Annotated in this window: 19 protein-coding genes and 1 pseudogene; 11 read left to right on the top strand and 9 right to left on the bottom strand. The window is 60.1% G+C overall.

The features are described from left to right. Positions 1–63 precede the first annotated feature (63 nt). Positions 64–1143 carry a patatin-like phospholipase family protein gene (locus tag AC1RJ3_RS20240; protein ID WP_054596470.1) on the bottom strand — a complete coding sequence of 360 codons (1080 nt, stop codon included), beginning with the start codon at positions 1141–1143 and terminating at the stop codon, positions 64–66. 153 nt (positions 1144–1296) lie between these two features. On the opposite strand from AC1RJ3_RS20240, the gene AC1RJ3_RS20245 reads away from it, so the two are divergent. The 3 genes from AC1RJ3_RS20245 to AC1RJ3_RS20255 are packed head-to-tail and all read left to right on the top strand — an operon-like array spanning position 1297 to position 3589. Beyond that, on the top strand, positions 1297–1611 hold the full coding sequence (locus AC1RJ3_RS20245) for a PepSY domain-containing protein (RefSeq protein WP_493080114.1): 315 nt from the start codon (positions 1297–1299) through the stop codon (positions 1609–1611). Next, positions 1611–2279, top strand: coding sequence for a response regulator transcription factor (locus AC1RJ3_RS20250; RefSeq protein ID WP_054596472.1), 669 nt, complete (start codon positions 1611–1613; stop codon positions 2277–2279). The genes AC1RJ3_RS20245 and AC1RJ3_RS20250 overlap by 1 nt, the downstream gene beginning before the upstream one ends. Beyond that, entirely contained in the window at positions 2276–3589 is a 1314-nt protein-coding gene (locus AC1RJ3_RS20255) for a sensor histidine kinase (protein WP_493080117.1), read from the top strand. The genes AC1RJ3_RS20250 and AC1RJ3_RS20255 overlap by 4 nt, the downstream gene beginning before the upstream one ends. Before the next feature lie 148 nt (positions 3590–3737). Here AC1RJ3_RS20255 and AC1RJ3_RS20260 read toward each other — a convergent pair whose 3' ends face one another. Together AC1RJ3_RS20260 and AC1RJ3_RS20265 are read right to left on the bottom strand one after the other, a co-directional pair. Then, entirely contained in the window at positions 3738–4493 is a 756-nt protein-coding gene (locus AC1RJ3_RS20260; RefSeq protein ID WP_371917731.1) for a methyl-accepting chemotaxis protein, read from the bottom strand. A gap of 102 nt (positions 4494–4595) precedes the next feature. Continuing rightward, positions 4596–5885 (bottom strand): annotated as a pseudogene (locus tag AC1RJ3_RS20265) (cache domain-containing protein); the annotation flags it as partial. Between AC1RJ3_RS20265 and AC1RJ3_RS20270 the strand changes: the two are divergent. The 3 genes from AC1RJ3_RS20270 to ctpM all read left to right on the top strand — a co-directional run bounded on the left by AC1RJ3_RS20270 (position 5884) and on the right by ctpM (position 9350). Beyond that, the gene (locus AC1RJ3_RS20270) at positions 5884–6186 is read left to right on the top strand and encodes a hypothetical protein (RefSeq protein WP_347927425.1); all 303 of its coding nucleotides are present in this window, start codon (positions 5884–5886) and stop codon (positions 6184–6186) included. The pseudogene AC1RJ3_RS20265 and the gene AC1RJ3_RS20270 overlap by 2 nt on opposite strands. 10 nt (positions 6187–6196) lie before the next feature. Further along, positions 6197–7513: a Na+/H+ antiporter family protein gene (locus tag AC1RJ3_RS20275; RefSeq protein WP_162491290.1), complete on the top strand. Its 1317-nt coding sequence runs from the start codon at positions 6197–6199 to the stop codon at positions 7511–7513. Positions 7514–7667: 154 nt separating this feature from the next. After that, positions 7668–9350 (top strand): methyl-accepting chemotaxis protein CtpM, encoded by a 1683-nt coding sequence (gene ctpM, locus AC1RJ3_RS20280; protein WP_493080119.1) that lies wholly within the window; start codon positions 7668–7670, stop codon positions 9348–9350. Positions 9351–9541: 191 nt separating this feature from the next. On the opposite strand, the gene trhP is transcribed toward ctpM, so the two are convergent. After that, on the bottom strand, positions 9542–10867 hold the full coding sequence (gene trhP, locus AC1RJ3_RS20285) for a prephenate-dependent tRNA uridine(34) hydroxylase TrhP (protein WP_493080121.1): 1326 nt from the start codon (positions 10865–10867) through the stop codon (positions 9542–9544). Between the two features lie 162 nt (positions 10868–11029). Between trhP and AC1RJ3_RS20290 the strand changes: the two genes are divergently transcribed. Then, complete coding sequence (locus AC1RJ3_RS20290; RefSeq protein ID WP_347927422.1) at positions 11030–12091, top strand: AI-2E family transporter; 1062 nt, start codon at positions 11030–11032, stop codon at positions 12089–12091. Here AC1RJ3_RS20290 and AC1RJ3_RS20295 read toward each other — a convergent pair. From AC1RJ3_RS20295 to AC1RJ3_RS20305, 3 genes are all read right to left on the bottom strand, one after another. Continuing rightward, complete coding sequence (locus AC1RJ3_RS20295; RefSeq protein WP_019692817.1) at positions 12088–12270, bottom strand: hypothetical protein; 183 nt, start codon at positions 12268–12270, stop codon at positions 12088–12090. The genes AC1RJ3_RS20290 and AC1RJ3_RS20295 overlap by 4 nt on opposite strands. A 106-nt stretch (positions 12271–12376) precedes the next feature. Further along, positions 12377–12571 carry a hypothetical protein gene (locus AC1RJ3_RS20300; protein WP_054596479.1) on the bottom strand — a complete coding sequence of 65 codons (195 nt, stop codon included), beginning with the start codon at positions 12569–12571 and terminating at the stop codon, positions 12377–12379. A 260-nt stretch (positions 12572–12831) separates the two neighbouring features. Beyond that, positions 12832–13149: a hypothetical protein gene (locus AC1RJ3_RS20305; RefSeq protein ID WP_019692815.1), complete on the bottom strand. Its 318-nt coding sequence runs from the start codon at positions 13147–13149 to the stop codon at positions 12832–12834. 247 nt (positions 13150–13396) lie between these two features. On the opposite strand from AC1RJ3_RS20305, the gene AC1RJ3_RS20310 reads away from it, so the two are divergent. Further along, a complete protein-coding gene (locus tag AC1RJ3_RS20310) occupies positions 13397–14215 on the top strand; it encodes a shikimate 5-dehydrogenase (protein WP_493080124.1) in 819 nt (272 codons plus the stop codon). A 28-nt stretch (positions 14216–14243) separates the two neighbouring features. Here AC1RJ3_RS20310 and AC1RJ3_RS20315 read toward each other — a convergent pair whose 3' ends face one another. Both AC1RJ3_RS20315 and AC1RJ3_RS20320 read right to left on the bottom strand, forming a co-directional pair. Next, positions 14244–14891, bottom strand: a complete 648-nt coding sequence (locus AC1RJ3_RS20315) for a YceH family protein (protein ID WP_054598279.1) — start codon at positions 14889–14891, stop codon at positions 14244–14246. A 225-nt stretch (positions 14892–15116) separates the two neighbouring features. Continuing rightward, positions 15117–16043, bottom strand: coding sequence for a universal stress protein (locus AC1RJ3_RS20320; protein WP_493080126.1), 927 nt, complete (start codon positions 16041–16043; stop codon positions 15117–15119). A 195-nt stretch (positions 16044–16238) separates the two neighbouring features. Here AC1RJ3_RS20320 and AC1RJ3_RS20325 point away from each other — a divergent pair, with 195 nt between their 5' ends. The 3 genes from AC1RJ3_RS20325 (at position 16239) to AC1RJ3_RS20335 (ending at position 18925) form a co-directional block, all read left to right on the top strand. Continuing rightward, the gene (locus AC1RJ3_RS20325; protein WP_493080128.1) at positions 16239–16589 is read left to right on the top strand and encodes a hypothetical protein; all 351 of its coding nucleotides are present in this window, start codon (positions 16239–16241) and stop codon (positions 16587–16589) included. Positions 16590–16627: 38 nt separating this feature from the next. Beyond that, a complete protein-coding gene (locus AC1RJ3_RS20330) occupies positions 16628–17866 on the top strand; it encodes an MgtC/SapB family protein (RefSeq protein ID WP_347927416.1) in 1239 nt (412 codons plus the stop codon). A 138-nt stretch (positions 17867–18004) separates the two neighbouring features. Next, positions 18005–18925: a universal stress protein gene (locus AC1RJ3_RS20335; protein WP_493080130.1), complete on the top strand. Its 921-nt coding sequence runs from the start codon at positions 18005–18007 to the stop codon at positions 18923–18925. Positions 18926–18927 lie beyond the last annotated feature (2 nt).

The following is an 18927-nucleotide window of genomic DNA, read 5'->3' on the forward strand; positions in this document are numbered from 1 at the left end:
CCGCGGCGATGGGGCAGATCGCGAGTTTAACAGCTTGGGTTCGGGGTTGCGGGAAAACACTGACTAAAGGGTCAACAGCTGCTCGCCCAAACGCCCGCTGGCAGCCAGTTCGAGGAACTCGTCGCCGAGCCGCTGGCTCTCGTCCATGGCGGTTTTCCAGTATTTCTGGCGGCTGGCCGGGTCACCCATGAAGCGCTTGAAGTCGTTCCGGTCGGGTAATTTGCCGTAGGGCAGGCGCGACAGGTAGGCCTTCGACGGCGCCACCAGCAGCACATCTTGCAAGCGCCCGGAATTGCCGCGTCGCCATGGCAGGGTTTTGTCGAACCAGCCGGGAATCACCCGATCGGTGAAGTGCGGGTAGAGCACGATGTCGTCGCCGCTGTATGGCAAGTCGAGGTGGTAATCCAGCAAGCCGCCATCGCGATAAGTCCCCGCGCCCGCACCGGGCAAGTCACGTACGCCTTCCATGACCATCGGGATCGAACCCGACGCGAGCAAGGCCTGACGCAAGTTGCCGGCGTTCAGCGGGACGAAACGCGACGGGAAGTCATTCAGCGTGTTGAGCGGCGGCGCCAGGCGTGGGTCATGCACGATCAGCCGTTCGAAGTGTCGCGACAACCGTGAGCGCCCGCGCAGGTTGTCGGCGATCACCGAGGACAAGCCCAGCCCGAGCCGTCCGCGATGGTCGTCGGCGAGCAGGCCGTGGCTTTTCACAACCATGATGTTCAGCCGATAGAGCGGGTTGTCCAGCAGCCGCGCATCGTGCCCGTCGAGCAAGTCATGCAACATGCGCCGCGAGCTCTGGCTGATCTGCGCCATGCTCACGCCCTTGGCAAAACTCTGCGCGTTGTACAGCTCACCGAGACGCCTGATGCCTTCGGTAGCGTCCGGCAAACAGGCGCTGGCGAAGCGCCAGGAACCGACCGAAGCGCCGATCAGCGAGCGCTCACGCGGTGCGGCCGGTAGCCACTGGCCGAACAGCGCCAGGTCCAGACCTTGAATCCCCAAGGCCTTCGGGCCACCGGCAGCACCCGGCAGCGTGCCGACCTCCAGGGCGCTCAAGCCGTTTTCGCGAATCCGCGTAAAGGCTCGTGGGCCGGCCTTGAGGGTCAGGGCAGGGAATTTGATGTGGATGGCGGTCATACCGGTCTCGATTTTTTCCGGATGTGTTTACACAGGAATGAAGTGTAAATGCATCAATGATGGCAATTCAGTTTCAGTTAAGTTGATGCAGCTAGGGTGACGCCCCGGGTAATTTATGAAGAATACGCAGGCACTCCATGCTCAGGATATGTAATGAAGGTTAATCTGCGCGCCTATGGCCTGGCGACACTGACGCTCCTGGCATTTTGCTCGGTGGTGGTGGCCCGTGACCTGGATCAGGACGAAGCGCTTCGCCTGCGTCAGAAAGGCGTGATTCTACCGCTTGAACAGCTGTTGCAGCAGGCCATGGACCGCCACCCCGGCGCTAAATTGCTCGAAGCCGGGCTTGAAGAAAAGCATGAGGTCTACATTTACGAAGTCGAGTTGCTGACCGCCGACGGCGTGGTGCGCGAGCTGGACCTGGAAGCCGCCACTGGGCGCTTGATCAAAGACAAGGACGATGACTGATGCGCCTGCTGCTGGTGGAAGACCACGTACCGCTGGCCGACGAATTGATGGCCGGGCTCGATCGCCAGGGTTACGCCGTCGACTGGTTGGCCGATGGCCGCGATGCGCTGTATCAGGGCCGCTCTGAACCTTACGACCTGATCATTCTCGATCTGGGCCTGCCAGGGTTGCCGGGGCTTGAGGTGCTCGGCCAATGGCGGGCCGCGGGCCTGGCCGCGCCAGTGCTGGTGCTGACCGCGCGCGACTCCTGGGCCGAACGCATTCAAGGGCTCAAGGCTGGCGCCGACGACTACCTGAGCAAACCGTTTCACCCGGAAGAACTGCACCTGCGGATTCAAGCGCTGCTGCGCCGCTCCCACGGCCAGGCCAATCAGCCGACGCTCAAGGCCGCCGGGTTGCAGTTGGACGAGGGCCGTCAGTGCGTGATTCGCGACGGCGCCGACATTCAGCTGACCGCTGCCGAGTTCCGCCTGTTGCGCTATTTCATGTTGCACCCGGAGCAGATCCTTTCCAAAAGCCACCTGGCTGAACACCTCTACGACGGTGAAACCGAACGCGACTCGAACGTGCTGGAAGTTCACGTCAATCACCTGCGCCGCAAACTCGGCCGCAGCGTGATCGACACCCGGCGCGGTCAGGGTTACCTGTTCGGTGGGCAAACCCGGTGAGGTCGATTCAACGGCGTTTGAGCCTGGGACTGATCAGCGTCATGGTGGTGGTTGGTCTGGTGCTGGCGCAAACCAGTCTGTGGTTGTTCGAAGTGGGCTTGCAGCGTTATCTGGAAGCCGGGTTGCGCAATGACAGTGAAAGCCTGCTGATGGCCTTGGTGCGGGGGCCGCAGGGTTTGCAACTGGACGAACGGCGCCTGTCACCGGCTTACCAGCGACCGTTCTCCGGGCATTATTTCCATATCGACTTTGCCGACAATCACTGGCGTTCTCGTTCGCTGTGGGATCAGGAATTACCGCTGCTCGACCATCCCGGACTGCACAGCAACCTGCAACTGGGTCCGGAAGGCCAGCAATTGCTGGTCCTGCGCGCGGACTATCGGCGGTTGGGGCAGTCAATCTCCATCAGCGTGGCGCAGGACTACACCCCGGTGCGCGAGAGCTTCCAGCGTATGCGCCAGGTTGGGCTCGGGTTGGGCCTTACAGGGTTGCTGCTGATTCTGGTGTTACAGCGGGTCACCGTGCGGCGCGCCTTGCGACCGCTGGAAAACGCCCGCGAGCAGATCGCTCAGATGCAACAAGGGCAACGCTCGCAACTGGACGATCAAGTGCCGCTGGAATTGGTGCCTTTGGTGGCGCAGATCAACCATTTGCTCGCGCACACCGAAGACAGCCTCAAGCGCTCGCGCAATGCCCTGGGCAACCTCGGTCATGCGCTGAAGACGCCACTGGCGGTGCTGTTGAGCCTGGCGTCGGGCGAAAAACTCGACGCCCATCCCGAACTGCGCAAGATCCTTCGCGAGCAACTTGCACAGGTTCAACAGCGACTCAATCGTGAATTGAACCGCGCGCGCCTGGCCGGTGATGCCTTGCCGGGTGCGCAGTTCGATTGCGCTGCCGAGCTGCCGGGATTGCTGGCGACCCTGAACATGATCCACGGCGACCACTTGAATCTCGACTACACGGCACCGTCCGGTTTGCACTTGCCTTGGGATCGTGAGGATCTGCTGGAACTGCTCGGTAATCTGCTGGATAACGCCTGCAAATGGGCGGATGCCGAGGTGCGCTTGAGCATCGTCGAGACGGCTGAAGGGTTTGTGCTGGCAGTAGAAGACGATGGGCCGGGTATTCCCGAAGCGCAGCGCGATCAGGTGTTCAGTCGTGGCACGCGGCTGGATGAGCAGACTGACGGGCATGGTCTGGGGCTGGGGATCGCGCGCGATATCGTCGAGGCGTGGGGTGGGGAGTTGGTGTTGCAGGAAAGCGAGTGGGGTGGGTTGAAGGTTGTGGTCGAGTTGCCCAGGCGCTGAAACCTTGTGGCGAGGGAGCTTGCTCCCGCTCGACTGTGCAACAGTCGTAAATCCGGTCAATGCGGTTTAGCTGAAGCACCGCAGTGACTGGTTTTTGGGCCGCTTCGCAGCCCAGCGGGAGCAAGCTCCCTCGCCACGAGGTTGTGGATCAAACCCTGAACTGATCCATCAAACCCTGCTGCTGATTCGCCAGGCTATTGAGTGACTGGCTGACCCGCGCCGATTCATTGGCTTGCCCCGACAGCGATTCCGTCACGTCACGAATGGTCGCTACGTTGCTATTGATCTCCTCGGCCACGGCGCTCTGCTCTTCGGCAGCGCTGGCGATTTGCAGGTTCATGTCGGTAATCACCGTCACCGCATCGCCGATCTGCCGCAGGGCGGTCACCGCCTGGCTGACGTGCTCGACGCTACCCTGGGCCTGGCGATGGCTGTTGTTCATCGAGCCGACCACATCTTGCGTGCCGCTTTGCAACTGCTCGATCACCTGACGGGTTTCCTCCACCGACTCTTGCGTACGCCGTGCCAGGTTGCGTACCTCATCGGCGACCACCGCAAAACCACGCCCGGCGTCACCGGCGCGGGCCGCTTCGATGGCGGCGTTCAGTGCCAGCAGGTTGGTCTGTTCGGCGATGGCGCGGATCACTTCCAGCACCGAGCCGATTTTCTCGCTGTTGGCGGCCAGGCCTTCGACCTGGGTCATTGCCGTGCTCATGTCTGCCGCCAGGCTGTCGATGCTGGCGGTGGTGCGGTCGATCACGGTCAGGCCCTGACGAGTTGCCTGATCGGCATCGCGTGCCGCTTGCGCCGCTTGGGCGGCGCTGCGGGCGACGTCCTGGGCGGTGGCGCTCATTTCATGGGACGCGGTGGCCACCTGATCGACCTGACGGTATTGCTGCTCCATGCCGGCGCTGGTCTGGGTGGCGATGGCCGACGATTGATCCGCCGTGCTGCGCGCGTCCTGCACCGAGCGTTTCACTTGCGCGATGATCGGTTGCAGCTTGTCGAGGAAACGGTTGAACCAGCCGGCCAGTTGCCCGAGTTCGTCTTGCTTGTCATAGGCCAGACGGCGGGTCAAATCGCCTTCGCCGCTGGCGATGTCTTCCAGCATGCGCGCCACGCCAAGAATCGGCCGGGTCACACTGCGTGCCATCAACCACACCAGCAACAGACCGATGACGGCCGCCAGTACGCCGAGGCTCAGCTCGATCAGGGTGCCGGCGGTGTTGCGTTCGTCGAGTTGCTGCTTCAGGGTTTCGGCAGGGCCGACCAGGACTTTCTCCGGCACGTCGAGCAACACGCCCCACGACTTTCCACCGGGAATCGGCTGGAACGGCGACAGTACTTTGAGCAACTGATTGTTATGCAGACTCTGGGTCTGAGTGCTGGCGGCGAGCCTGCGGATCAGCTCGGCACCGTTGTCCTTGTCCACGCTGTCCAGACGCTGGCTGAGTTTGCTGGCGTCCGGGCTGTAACCGGCAAGCAGACCCACCGGGCTGAGGATGCTGACGCTGGTCTGGCCGTCATAGAGCTTTTTACTGGCTTGCTGGCTGACCGCTTGCAGGCTGTTGAGGTTGATATCGACCGACAGCGATGCAATGACCTTACCGTCGACCAGCAGCGGGAAGACGATGCTGGTCATCAGTACATTCTGGCCGTCGATCTCATAGAAATAGGGTTCGATCACGCACGGCTTGAGGGTGGTCCGCGGGCAGGTGAACCAGGCATTGGCGGGTTCGCCGCTGGGGCCGGTGCTGGTATCGGCCATGTCGCTTTCCGGCAGCGCCATCGAGTTCAGCTTGCCGGCGGTCGGTTGCGACCAATACAGGGCGAAGCGGCCCTTGTCGTTGCTGCCGATTTCTTTCTGGCCGCTGAACAGTTCGTCCTTGCCGTCCAGTGCGTTGGCTTCAAACACCAGCGACAGGCCGAGCAGTTGCGGGTTGGCTTGCAGCGCCGACTTGACCTGACGGGTCAGGTCTTCGCGCAGGTCGAAGGCGTCGAGGAAGCGCTTCTCGGCCTGCTCACGCAAAAACAGCACCTGGCGCGCGAAACCGTGGCCATATTGGTAGGCGTCCATGAACTGCTGGCGAATCCCCAGCGCCTGAACTTCACCCTGCGCCTCGATGCGTGCTTGAGCCGCTTCGGTGAGCATCTCCATGCTCGAGGCTTTGACCAGCTGAGAACTGTGCTCCATGCGATACAGCGAAAGACCGACCAGCAAGGTGACAATGCCGGCCAGGCACAGCCCGGCGAGCAGGGTGATTTTCCATTGAATGGAAAGTTGTCGGAGCTGCATGGAGATGTCCTTATTCGATATTTATTTGAGACTTTGCACTGTAACGGCGTCGATTCGACTTTCTTTATCCATGGAAGCCAATAAAAAACGACATAAATCCGTAGCAGCTGCCGAAGGCTGCGTTCGAGTGCGCAGCAGTCGTGAATCCAGGCGATGCGGTGTTGGTTTTGACAAGCCAGGCCTGCTGTTGCACAGTGCGTGCCCTCTAATAAAACCCTCTCTTCAATCCGCCGTCGGCTCATGCAGCTGGCTGGACGGACTCATCCTGTTTGCGCCGGATTTACCCGTCGCCCTGTTTTGAGGTAACGATGATTAATGCAGTAATTGCCGCGGTCGGCATCATGCTGGTGCTCAGCCTGTCCCGCGTGCATGTGGTGATCGCGCTGATCGTCGGCGCGTTGGTGGGCGGTTTGACCGGCGGCCTGGGCATCGATGCCACGCTCAAGGCCTTCAACAGTGGCCTGGGTGGCGGTGCGACCGTGGCCTTGTCCTACGCGTTGCTCGGCGCTTTCGCGGTGGCGATTGCCAAATCCGGCCTTGCCCACGCCTTGGCGGACAAAGCTTTGCTGCTGGTCGACCGGCAGGACGCTGCGGGTGGTGGTCAGGTCAAATGGCTGCTGATCGCGTTGCTCTGGGTGGTGGCAATCGCTTCGCAGAACGTCCTGCCGATCCACATCGCTTTCATTCCGCTGCTGGTGCCGCCACTGCTTTATGTATTGACCAAGCTGCAAATGGATCGCCGACTGATTGCCTGCGTCATGACCTTCGGCCTGATCACGCCGTACATGTTCTTGCCGGTGGGCTTTGGCAACATCTTCCTGAATGAGATTCTGCTGGCCAACGTCAGTAGAAGCGGGGTGGACATCAGTGGTGTCAACGTCACTCATGCCATGGGGATTCCTGCGTTGGGCATGGTGTTCGGGTTGTTGATGGCGTTCGTCAGCTACCGCAAGAAGCGCGTGTATGACCTGGAGAAAATCGAGCGGGTCGAGCAGGTCGCGGTGCAATACAACCCGTTGACCCTGATGGTCGCGGGGCTGGCGATTGCCGCTGCGTTCATCATTCAGTTGCTGCTGGACTCGATGATTATCGGCGCGCTGGCCGGGTTTCTGATCTTCTCGGTATCGGGTGTCGTGCGCTGGCGCGAGACTGACGACCTGTTCACCGAAGGCATGAAGATGATGGCGATGATTGGTTTCATCATGATCGCCGCCTCGGGTTTCGCCGAGGTCATGAAGGCCACCGGTGACGTGAAAACCCTGGTCGAGGCCTCGGCGTCGTGGATCGGTCACAGCAAAGGTGTCGGTGCATTACTGATGTTGCTGGTCGGGCTGCTGGTGACCATGGGCATCGGCTCATCGTTTTCCACAGTGCCGATTCTTGCGGCGATCTTCGTGCCGTTGTGCGTGCAACTGGGTTTCAGCCCGTTGGCGATCGTCTGCATCGTCGGGACTGCCGGCGCCTTGGGCGATGCCGGTTCGCCAGCGTCCGATTCGACCCTGGGCCCGACCTCCGGCCTGAATATCGACGGCCAGCATCACCATATCTGGGACACCGTGGTCCCGACGTTCCTGCACTACAACCTGCCGCTGCTGGCGTTTGGCTGGGTGGCGGCGATGATCCTCTGATCCCCCCGTCAAGCCCTCTGCCCCTGTAGGAGCATAGCTTGCTAGCGATAGCGATCTCACGGACACCATCGCGAGCAAGCTTTGCTCCTACAGTTTTGCGTTGCTCTGCCGTTAATGCTTTAACCACGCCAATAATATCCAGAGTGAACAACACATGCGCCTGAGCCTTAAAGCCAAAGTCTTGTCCCTCTCCGTCCTCCCGGTGTTGCTCTTTGCGTTGGTGATCAGTCTGACCACTGCCTTCATTTTGCAAGAGCAGGCCCGTAAAGAAGTTGAAGAAACCCGTCAGCGTTTGATGAACGATGCCAAGGCCACCCTGCAAAGTTACGTTGCGGTGGCGATGACGGCGATCAAGCCGCTGTATGACGCCGCAGCGCCTGGCGATGAGGCGGCTCGCGCGCAAGTGGTCAAATTGCTCTCGAGCATCAGCTACGGCAAGGACGGTTACTTCTTCGGCTACGATTCCAACACCGTGCGCCTGTTCAAGGCCAACAGCCCGGAAGGCGTTGGCCAGAGTTTCAAGGACAATCGCGATCCTAATGGCGTGTATGTCAACCGCGACCTGGTGAAAGTCGCCAAGGACGGTACGCACTACCTGCAATACAGCTCGCCGTTGCCTGGCGACAGCAAAGTCCTGGTGCCCAAGCTGGGTTACACCGAATACCTGTCCAAGTGGGACATGGCTATCGGTACCTCGGTGAATCTCGATGGTGTCGAAGCCCAGGTCGCCGTGGTCCAGACCGAGGTTCGCGAGCGCATGGAAGGCGTGCTGCTGAGCATCGTCGGCGTCGCAGCGGTGGTGCTGCTGGTGATCGCGGCGGTCGGTCTGTTCGTGGCCAATACCATTTTGCGTCCGTTGCACCTGATGAAGGCCAATCTGGACGACATCGCGGCAGGCGAGGGCGATTTGACGCGCCGGCTGGCGATTACCTCTCAAGATGAACTGGGCGAGCTGGCCGGTTCGTTCAACCGTTTTGTCGACAAAATTCACGGTCTGGTGCGGCAGATTACCGAGATGACGTCGCAGCTGACCGGGCTGGTCAATCAGGTCTCCGATCAGGCCCAGCGTTCGGATCAGGCCATGGAGCGCCAACGTCACGAGACGGATCAGGTGGCCACGGCGATCAACGAAATGTCGGCGGCAGCGCAGGAAGTGGCGAAAAGCGCTCAGGGCGCTGCGGTGGCGGCCCAGCAAACCGACGAAGAAGGTCAGGCGGCCAAACGCGTGGTGGCCGGGAGTATTTCGCAGATCCATGCGCTGGTGAAAGATATTCGCAGCAGCGGGGTTTCTCTCGACAGTTTGCAGCAGGACGTGTCGTCGATTGTCAGCGTGCTGGGGGTGATCCGTTCGATTGCCGACCAGACCAACCTGCTGGCGCTGAACGCTGCCATCGAAGCCGCTCGCGCCGGGGAGGCCGGGCGTGGTTTTGCGGTGGTCGCCGATGAGGTGCGCGCGCTGGCCAGTCGCACTCAGCAAAGCACTCAGGAAATTCAGGGCATGATCGACCGCTTGCAGGCCGGCACCCAGTCGGCGGTCGATGCCATGCGCCGTTCAAGCGAAGCCGGTGACGGCACCTCGGCCCAGGCCAATCAGGCGGGCGCTTCGCTGGACACCATGGCCCAGTTGATCGGCACCATCAATTCGATGAACGCGCAGATCGCCAGCGCCGCCGAAGAGCAAACCGCGGTGGCCGAAGAGATCAACCGCAGCGTGCATCAGATCGCCCTCGCCGTGGACAGCGTCGCCGACGAAACCCAGCTCGGCGCACAAACCTCCCGCAGCCTGGCGGATTTGGGCCAGCGGTTGGGTAAATTGGTCGGGCAGTTCAGGATCTAAAGGTGTTTTTGCTTGAACCCCCGTAGCAGCTGCCGAGCCCGCGAGGCTGCGTTCGAGGACGCAGTCCTCGCAAATCCTGCGTACGCGGTTTACCTGAAAAAACGCGCTGCCTGATTTCACGACCGCTTCGCGGCCGAACGCAGCCTCGCGGGCTCGGCAGCTGCTACGGGGGGAGTATCTGCCAATCGTGGCTAAACTACTGTCACATCGCGCATCAACAACCCGAACTTCAGATCCACCGCATCCGGAATCGGTAGATACACGGTGTGCCCGTCCCCCGGTGCCACTTCAATTGCTTCGCCTTTGGCGCTTTGCAATTGATGCAAGTCGAAGTGGAAATTGCCTTTGGGCGTCATCAATTCCATGTGATCGCCCAAACCAAAGCGGTTCTTCACCTTGACCTCGGCCAGCCGATCACGGCGCTCACCGGTCAGCTCACCGACGAACTGCTGACGCTCCGACACCGAGCTGCCGTTCTGGTAGTTCTGGTATTCGTCATGCACATGGCGGCGCAGGAAACCTTCGGTGTAGCCACGCTGGGCCAGGGATTCAAGGTCGGTCATCAGGCTGCGATCGAACTCGCGGCCGGCCACGGCATCGTCGATGGCGCGGCGATAGACCTGAGTGGTCCGGGCGCAGTAGAAGTGCGATTTGGTCCGGCCCTCGATCTTCAACGAGTGGACGCCCATCTGCGTCAAGCGAGCGACATGTTGCACCGCGCGCAGGTCCTTGGCGTTCATGATGTAGGTGCCGTGCTCGTCCTCGAAGGCCGGCATCAGTTCATCGGGGCGGTTGGCTTCCTGGAGCAAAAACACTTGATCAGTGGGCGTGCCGATGCCCAGCGTTGGCTCTGGAGTGAATGCTTGAACGATCTCGCCCACGGTGTTTTCCGTGGCCGGCTGTGCGGCGTATTTCCAGCGACAGGCGTTGGTGCAGGTGCCCTGATTGGCATCACGCTTGTTCATGTAACCCGACAGCAGGCAGCGCCCGGAATAGGCCATGCATAGCGCGCCATGAACGAACACTTCCAGCTCCATGGCGGGGACTTGCTGGCGAATCTCGGCGATTTCTTCCAGCGACAGCTCCCGCGACAGGATGATCCGGCTCAGACCTTGCTGCTGCCAGAACTCAACACTGGCCCAGTTCACTGTGTTGGCTTGCACCGAGAGGTGAATCGGCATCTGCGGGAAATGCCGGCGCACCAGCATGATCAACCCCGGGTCGGACATGATCAACGCGTCCGGAGCCATGGCGATGACCGGCTCAAGATCCTTGAGGAAGGTTTTCAGCTTGGCATTGTGCGGGGCGATGTTCACCACCACATAGAAACGCTTGCCCTGGGCCTGGGCCTCGCGGATACCGAGGGCCAGGTTGGCATGATCGAACTCGTTATTGCGCACACGCAAGCTGTAGCGCGGCTGGCCGGCGTAGACCGCATCGGCGCCATAGGCGAAGGCGTAACGCATGTTTTTCAGGGTGCCGGCAGGGGCAAGCAGTTCAGGCGTGGCGAGGGGCATGAGGGGCTCGATCACAAAAGCTCGCGAGGGTAGAGCAGTCGTGTGAAGCGTTTATTGATCTGGATCTATGTCGGGTGAAAAAAGCAGGGCACTCGGGCGCGTGGTGGCTGACTAACGTAGAACAGGCAGTCAGTGTCTGCGGGTTACTGGCGGGGAGCGGACATGAACCAAACCGTTGTGCGAGACAGATCGCTGCTGGTGCTGCTGGTGTTGGTGACCGCCGCTTTCATCTGGATTCTGCTGCCGTTCTACGGCGCGGTGTTCTGGGCGGTGATTCTCGGGATTGTCTTCGCGCCCTTGCAGCGCCGGCTGCAAGTGAAGTTTGGCTGGCACCGCAACCTGACGGCGCTCTCCACCCTGGGCATCTGCCTGGTCATTGCCATTTTGCCGGTGATCATTACCAGCGTCCTGTTGGTACAAGAGGGGGCGACCCTCTACAAGAATATCGAGAGTGGCCAGTTGGACATCGCCGGCTATCTGGCGCAGTTCAAACACAGCCTGCCGCCGTATTTTCAGCACCTGCTGGACCGCTTTGGCATGGGTGATCTGAGCACTTTGCGCGAGAAGATCGTCAAGAGCGCGATGCAGGGCAGCGAGTTTTTCGCCAGTCAGGCGTTCAGCTTCGGCCAGGGCACGTTCGAGTTCTTGGTGAGCTTTTTCATCATGCTCTACCTGTTGTTCTTCTTTCTGCGTGACGGTGCCGAACTGTCGCGCAAGGTTCGTGCGGCCGTGCCATTGGCGGAACACCAAAAGCGCCGCTTGCAGCTCAAGTTCAACCGCGTGGTGCGAGCCACGGTCAAAGGCAACCTGCTGATGGCGATTACGCAAGGCGCGCTGGGTGGGTTGATTTTCTGGTTTCTGGATATTCCCAGTGCATTGCTCTGGGCGGTGGTGATGGCGTTTCTGTCGCTGCTACCCGCAGTGGGGGCGGGGATTGTCTGGGCGCCGGTGACAGCCTGGTTCCTGCTCAGCGGCGCGATCTGGCAGGGCGTGGTGCTGGGGCTGTTCGGGGTGTTCGTGATCGGTCTGGTAGACAACATTCTGCGTCCGACCCTGGTGGGCAAGGACACCAGGATGCCGGATTACCTGGTCCTGGTTTCGACCTTGGGCGGTCTGGCGATCTTCGGTCTCAATGGTTTTGTCATTGGGCCGTTGATTGCCGCGCTGTTCATGTCGAGTTGGGACTTGTACATCGAAACCAGGCCACGCGTGCAGTTGCCTTAAGCGCCCAGCGCGTAGGTGCCGATACGTTGCGACAGGGCCTGGGCGGCAGGCAGTGAAGTGAGCGGGCCGCTGATCGCGACGCCGTCCTGAACCAGATACCAACAGGCGAGCAATCCCAGCTCTCTGAGCGGTGCGGGAACGGCGCTGCCGATAACGGACATGATCTGAACCTTGGGCATAAGTACCTCCATCAATCTATGGAGCTACCTTACTGACCCGACAGTTCAACGGAAAATCAACGCGCTCGATAGTGGACATTGACAACAACGTGGCGAATGGCCGCTGTCAGTCGACGACCTGGTCGAGCATGTTCATCACTTCATGGTCATTGAGCAGGCCTTTACGCACCAGGTTTTCGGCGAGCAGCGAGAGAAACTTGGCGCTGCGATGGCCTTCCAGGTGTTTGAGCTCGGTCAATGCGTTATAGACCTTGCTTGAGGTACAGAGTCCAACAATGCGGTGCGGGTTTTGCGTGGGCATAAGGGCGTCCTTGTTGTTATGAACCGTTTATTACGGACAATTCAAAGCTTGCGGAACTGTCATGACATAAATATGACGGTTATTGCACACAAGCCAGGGCATTCGTCGGATCAATCATGCCAAATTTAACCGCAGTCACTGTCCCGGTAGCGACCTTGGCGAGATTTATTCAGACATAGTTCGACGGCTGAAACGAAAACAGGCCCCGTTTCGAGGCGGGGCCTGTGTTGTGTAGTCTGCAGTGATGACCAGCCGGAGCCTTAGTAGCGAGGCTGAATGTAGTACCCCGGTTGTGGCGGGACGTAAACCGGTGCTGGCTGGACATACACCGGCTGCGGTTGAACGTAGACTGGCTGCGGTTGAACGTAGACCGGTTGTTGTTGTACGTAAACCGGACGCTCGTTGGACATGACTGATCCCGCGACCACCGCGCCTACCACCGCGCCGACGGCGAGCGGTGCACCCCAGCCCCAGCCGCCGCCACGGCCATGACCATAATAGTAGCCATGGGCTTGTGCCTGTCCTGCGACAGCAAATGCACCGATCAGCAAGGCTATTACAGGGAGTTTGCGGATCATGATAATTCCTCGTGTTTTCGCCCCAACGCGCTTGAGCCTTCAATAGATCCAAGGATAGTTGCGGGGATAACTCTAAGACAGCGTTTTTTGGCGAATCTGCGACGCGTCAGAGTAAATATTGTGTAAGGTCTGTACCGGCTTCTTTACCTTTACCTACCCGCCGGGCCAGAGGCCTCGCTATGATCGGATAAACCCGATGCCATGGCCAATCCCGTCCATCTGAAAGTGCAACTTGAAGGAGATCCACATGCTGATGAACCCGAATAAAGACACCCAACTGTGCATGTCACTGTCTGGGCGCCCCGGGAATTTCGGCCTGCGTTTCCACAACCATCTGTATGAGCAACTGGGCCTGAATTTCTATTACAAGGCGTTCAGCAGTCAGGATCTGCCGGGGGCGATTGGCGGGATTCGTGCCCTGGGTATTCGCGGCTGCGGCGTATCGATGCCCTTCAAGGAAGCCTGCATCGCACTGGTCGATGAGCTGGATGCGTCGGCGCAAGCCATTGCCTCGATCAATACCATCGTTAACACCAACGGTCACCTCAAGGCGTACAACACCGATTACATCGCCATCGAGCAACTGTTGAAAACCCATGCCGTGCCGCAAGACTCGACGTTCGCCTTGCGCGGCAGCGGCGGGATGGCCAAGGCGGTGGCCAGTGCCTTGCGCGACGGTGGCTATCAAAACGGCCTGATCGTGGCGCGTAACGAAAGCGCGGGTCGCGCCTTGGCCGACTCGCTGGGCTATCGCTGGCAAGCAGAACTGGGCAGTGAGCGTCCACGGATGTTGGTCAATGTCACGCCGATTGGCATGAGCGGTGGCGCGGAGGCCGATCAGCTGGCCTTTGACGCTGACGCCATCGATGCTGCCGAGACTGTCTTCGATGTGGTGGCGATCCCCTCGGAAACGCCGCTGATCGTGCGCGCTCGAGCCGCAGGGAAACGGGTCATCACCGGGCTTGAAGTCATCGCCATTCAGGCGCTTGAGCAGTTTGTGCTGTACACCGGCGTGCGTCCCAGCGAAGAGCAGTTCCACAAGGCCGTGGCGTTCGCCCGCAGCTGATCAGGCGCTGCGGGCCAGGGTGGCCAGGTTACTCGAGGCGCGCCAGACGCTCTTCGAGCGCCGCAATCCGCGCTTCGAGTTCTTCGATGCGCTCCACCGACACGCCGCCGCTGGCGCCACGCTCCGCCGGGTTCTGGCGGGCGGCGAGGATCGCTTCGATATCTGCCGGGTCGCCCAGTGCGTGCATGTAGCGGTCTTCGCGCTGGCCCGACTGGCGCGGCAGCAACATCGCGAGCCCGCGGGCAATCAAGCGCTCCAGCTGATGCACAACCTGTTCGGCATCTTCGAAGTCGTGCATGCGGCCGCTGCGTGTCAGCAGTTCGTTGACCGTCTGCGGACCGCGCAGAAACAGCAAGCCGCTCAGAATAACCTGGGCCGGGACCAGCTCCAGCGCCTTGTCGAGCCGATGCTCCCAGCGATCGGCGCGGCTGCCCATGACCAGTTTGGTAAAGCCTCGACCTTCCAAGGCGCGCAAGCTTTGCCCGACCTGGCCCTGGCTGAGGTTCATCACCGGTTCCCGGCTGGTTTTCTGGTTACAGGCGATGACCAGTGCATTAAGGGTCAGCGGATAGGTCTCCGGGCTGGTCGCCTGTTTTTCGATCAACGAGCCGAGAATGCGCAGCTCCGTGCTGCTCAGTTGCAGTGCATCGGTGGACGTCTCTGGCTCTGCGCTCATGCTTTCCGGGCCCTTGCTAACCGTATCTTCCATTGTTGACTCCCTAATTTAGCAACAGACCCTTGTTTGTGGGTCAGATCGCTCTCCTTTCCGTCGTTCTGTTTGACGCAGAACCTCGTCGGAGGAGGCGAGTGCGCCAATCTTAGCGCACTGTTGCTCAATCTTCTGATGGCGGCACGGTTATTCTCGCCGTCGGCATCGCTATCGTAGAGCGTGCCGTATACCTCACTCAGCAAGTTTTTCGGGCGATACGATCCAGACACTGCAGGGCATTTTGTACAACAGGCTTTCTGCCGTGCTGCCGACCAGCCGGTCCAGCCCTCGATGGCTGATCCGGCCCATGACAATCACATCGACCTGATTGACCTCGGCATAGTTGACCAGGACCTTGCCCGGGTTGCCCATGATCATGTGACGCTGTTCCGGCGGGATGCCATTACGCTCGGCAAGTTCGTTGAATGCCTCCCCCTGAGCGTCGAACAGGGTCTTGGCTTTGCCTGAAGAGAAGAAGGTCGAAACGTTGTTGAAGTCGAATTCGTCGGCACTGATGGAGGAAAGGTCATAGGCATAGACGACGTCGACCTCGGCATTGCAGGCGCTCGCCAGTTTGACCGCTTCGTGGAGTATCCGGTCGTTCAAGCCTTGGTACTGTTTATCGCGATGGAAGGGGTCGACCGCTGCAACAACCTTGCGAGGCAAGGCATGGATGGCGTTACTGACGAAATGCAGCGGTACTGGACATTCGCGCAGCAAATGCACGTCGAGCGGTGTGAACATCAGCCGCGAGAGCAGCGATTCGTGTTGCAGTGCTTTGATCAGCAACTCGATCGGCTGTTCTTTGAGGTGGATCAGAATTTCCTGCAGCGGGCGTTCGACCCAGGTCACCTCGGTGGTGACTTCCAGGCCAATCTTGCGCAGAGGCCTGGCCTGCTCCTCCAGCCACAGGCGGTGACGTTCGATATAACCCAGGCGCATCTCTTCGCGGGCCTGGTCGTTGACCAGGCTGGCAGTCGCCAGGCCTTCCAGGTAGTCGAAAGCCACGATGTGCAACGCCGCGCCCTCGGCCTTGGCCAGTGCGGCGGCCCTGTCGAAGGCCGGGCTGTGCTCCATCAGCGGCGAGACGATCAGCATGAAACGTGATTGATCAGACATGACAAATCTCTCCTGGGTAGACACAAAGTCGGCGGCTGTACGGTTGGCACGGTGAGTTGTCAGCTCCTGAAACCATGACCTGATCGTGTCGCTGGCCAAGTGCCCGAGCTTGATCTGTGTCAAACCGGCGAGAGGCCAGTCTTGTCGTCCGACATACGGTCGTTTGCTGCGCCTCCAATCTGCTGATTATTGACCATGATCAATCTCTCGTCCGCGAACCCGGCGCAGTCTGAAACTGGTGCGCGCTTCACGCCAGGACGCATTACCCGCAGACCGATTGCGAGGCTTGATCCGAGGCCGGCTATGATTATTGAAATAACGGAACAACTGGCAAGACACCGTTGGCTCGTACAGATGGATGTGTGGGAGGTGGGTTTCGACAGTCGGGATGAAGCAGAGGCGTTCGTCAGGCAGCTCAAGGCGCGCATCAATGCGCCGCATGCCTGGCCGGCAAACACTGTCACCAAGCCATTGCCCCGACAGCCCGCCGGTTCTCGATCCGACCCGGCGGTCGAGCAACGGGTGCTGGCTGATCTCGCGAGATAAGCGCCGAGGTCAGGGGGGGATGACCGGGTGCGTACCCAATGAGTGAAACCTTCGGCCTGACCAATGCAGCCGCTGCGCTGGGCATCGGCATGCTGGTCGGTCTTGAGCGCGAGCGCCACAAGGGCGGGGGCGACAGCCGCGCCTGTGCCGGGTTGCGGACATTCGCGATCACTGCACTATTGGGCTATATCTCCCCGCAGGTTGGCGGCGGTCTGCTGGTGGGGATCATCGCGATCTGTGTGGCGCTGCTGCTCACCGTGGCTTATTGGCGAAACCTTGAAAAGGATCCTGGCATTACCAGTGAAGTGGCTTTGCTCACGGTGTTGGTACTGGGGGCGTTGTGTGGCACCGCGCCGGAGTTGGCCATTGCGATTGGCGTGGTGATGGCGGGGTTGCTGACTTATCGTCAGCGGTTGCATCACTTTGCGCACAATCAGTTGACCGACGCGGAAATTCGCGACGGTCTGGTGCTGTTGGTCGCCGCACTGGTGGTGCTGCCACTGGCGCCAGATCGCTTCATCGGGCCCTATGCTGCAATCAATTTGCGCACCATTTGTACCTTGACCGTACTGTTGATGACGATAGGCGCGGTGGGGCATATCGCGGTTCGCACCCTGGGCACCCGCTACGGTTATCCGATCAGTGCGATCGCTTCGGGGTTCGTTTCCGGTACGGTGACCATTGCGGCCATGGGGCATATCAGTGCCAAGGAGCCGGCGCACATAAAAGTCCTGAGCAGCGCTGCGATGCTGTCCAATCTGGCGACCGTGATACAGGTGGGCCTGATCCTGGGAACAGTTGATCCCGGCCTGTTGCGCAGCATGTGGGGGCCGTTGTTATCCGGACTCTTCGTCACGGGGTTGTATGGCCTTTGCTTGATGTTTCCAAGATCGACGGGGGACGGCAACGAGCCGATCAAGGTCGGTGGTGCGTTCAATCTCAGACTGGCCTTGATCGTGGTACTGGCCATGACCGGCATTACCTTCCTGTCTTCTGCAATGCTGAGTCACTTTGGCCAGGTGGGTGTGATGCTGACGACGGCCCTCGGCGGTTTTGCCGATGCCCACTCTTCAACGGCGTCCATTGCTTCCCTGGCCAAGGCCGGTCAGTTGCCTTTCGACGCCATTGCCGGCCCCGTGCTGATGGCGGTGAGCAGCAACTCGCTGAGCAAATGTGTGGTGGCGTGGGTTAGCGGCGGTCGGCCGTTCGCCACTTATGTCATCCCGGGTCAGGTATTGATGACGGCGGCGATGTGGGCGGGCACCTTGTTGCACTGAAGCGTTCGATGCGGCTCGTATCAATCGAGCTCCTGCAAACAGTGCATAGAGCTGATAAAGATCAACTCGCCTGCACCCGGAACGTTCAATCTGTAGCCTTACCGATAGCATTGAAATGGCCGAGCGCCGAGGTGTCTTATGTCGCAGACTCAACGTTTATTGCTGATTGCCCCGCCCGCGATGACCCGTACTCCGGCGTTCGAACGCGCTACGGCCCTGGCTCTGGCGGCGCAATTGCCCTTGCATATCGTGGCGTTCGATTACAGCGAAGCCTTGGCGGTGGCCGGTCTGTTCGCCCCCGAAAAAATCCGGCAAGCCCGTGATGGCTATCTGGAAAACCATCGACAATGGCTTGAGCAGCAAGCCTACCTGGCGAAGAAGCATGGGGTCGAGGTCACCAGTGAGGTGGTCTGGGTCCAGCACCCCTATGAAGAGATCCTTCACTTCGTCAACGAGATGCCTCTGGCCCTGATCATCAAGGACGCCCAGGAGGAGTCCGCGTTGAAGCGGATCTTCTTTACTCCGCTGGACTGGCAGTTGCTGCGCGACTGCCCAGTGCCGGTGCATCTGGTCACCAACGCCAGCTACGCACGGCCGCACAAGATTCTGGCAATTATCGATGTGTTGCGCAGTGAAGACCAGGACCTGGTGTTCAACGATCAGATTGTCGACGCGGCAGTGAAGCTGGCCGAACAGTGCAACGCCGAGCTTGATTTGGTGCATGTGTATGACTGGGCAGCGGTGTACGCCACGGACATGGGCGTTGGTGCATTGCCCCTCGCCACCGGCATCTACGAAGCATTGGGCGAGGCGCAACATGAGGCATTTGCGGCCCTGGCCGAGCGCCACGGCGTGCCGGCCGATCATCGCCACTTCATTGAAGGCGCGCCCCTGCAGAGTATCTGCGAGTTTGCGACTGATCATCAGATCGATGTCATCGTCATGGGAACGGTACACCATAAGGGTTTGAACAAACTCTTGGGCAGCACCGCCGAACATCTCTTGCATCGGGCGCCGTGCAGTGTGCTGGCGATCAAGCCGGGCGAGCGGCTGCAGTAGTG

This window comes from Pseudomonas sp. GW822-FHT04C11 (assembly GCF_058800905.1).

What these genes read in the sequence shown, in the direction of transcription:
- AC1RJ3_RS20290 (WP_347927422.1), top strand. Translation starts at nt 11,030, where the DNA reads ATGAACCAAACCGTTGTGCGAGACAGATCGCTGCTGGTGCTGCTGGTG.
- trhP (WP_493080121.1), bottom strand. Translation starts at nt 10,867, where the DNA reads ATGCCCCTCGCCACGCCTGAACTGCTTGCCCCTGCCGGCACCCTGAAA.
- AC1RJ3_RS20315 (WP_054598279.1), bottom strand. Translation starts at nt 14,891, where the DNA reads ATGAGCGCAGAGCCAGAGACGTCCACCGATGCACTGCAACTGAGCAGC.
- AC1RJ3_RS20295 (WP_019692817.1), bottom strand. Translation starts at nt 12,270, where the DNA reads ATGCCCAAGGTTCAGATCATGTCCGTTATCGGCAGCGCCGTTCCCGCA.
- AC1RJ3_RS20240 (WP_054596470.1), bottom strand. Translation starts at nt 1,143, where the DNA reads ATGACCGCCATCCACATCAAATTCCCTGCCCTGACCCTCAAGGCCGGC.
- AC1RJ3_RS20335 (WP_493080130.1), top strand. Translation starts at nt 18,005, where the DNA reads ATGTCGCAGACTCAACGTTTATTGCTGATTGCCCCGCCCGCGATGACC.
- AC1RJ3_RS20260 (WP_371917731.1), bottom strand. Translation starts at nt 4,493, where the DNA reads ATGGAGCAGCAATACCGTCAGGTCGATCAGGTGGCCACCGCGTCCCAT.
- AC1RJ3_RS20330 (WP_347927416.1), top strand. Translation starts at nt 16,628, where the DNA reads ATGAGTGAAACCTTCGGCCTGACCAATGCAGCCGCTGCGCTGGGCATC.
- AC1RJ3_RS20250 (WP_054596472.1), top strand. Translation starts at nt 1,611, where the DNA reads ATGCGCCTGCTGCTGGTGGAAGACCACGTACCGCTGGCCGACGAATTG.
- ctpM (WP_493080119.1), top strand. Translation starts at nt 7,668, where the DNA reads ATGCGCCTGAGCCTTAAAGCCAAAGTCTTGTCCCTCTCCGTCCTCCCG.
- AC1RJ3_RS20300 (WP_054596479.1), bottom strand. Translation starts at nt 12,571, where the DNA reads ATGCCCACGCAAAACCCGCACCGCATTGTTGGACTCTGTACCTCAAGC.
- AC1RJ3_RS20310 (WP_493080124.1), top strand. Translation starts at nt 13,397, where the DNA reads ATGCTGATGAACCCGAATAAAGACACCCAACTGTGCATGTCACTGTCT.
- AC1RJ3_RS20245 (WP_493080114.1), top strand. Translation starts at nt 1,297, where the DNA reads ATGAAGGTTAATCTGCGCGCCTATGGCCTGGCGACACTGACGCTCCTG.
- AC1RJ3_RS20270 (WP_347927425.1), top strand. Translation starts at nt 5,884, where the DNA reads ATGGAGATGTCCTTATTCGATATTTATTTGAGACTTTGCACTGTAACG.
- AC1RJ3_RS20325 (WP_493080128.1), top strand. Translation starts at nt 16,239, where the DNA reads ATGATCAATCTCTCGTCCGCGAACCCGGCGCAGTCTGAAACTGGTGCG.
- AC1RJ3_RS20305 (WP_019692815.1), bottom strand. Translation starts at nt 13,149, where the DNA reads ATGATCCGCAAACTCCCTGTAATAGCCTTGCTGATCGGTGCATTTGCT.
- AC1RJ3_RS20320 (WP_493080126.1), bottom strand. Translation starts at nt 16,043, where the DNA reads ATGTCTGATCAATCACGTTTCATGCTGATCGTCTCGCCGCTGATGGAG.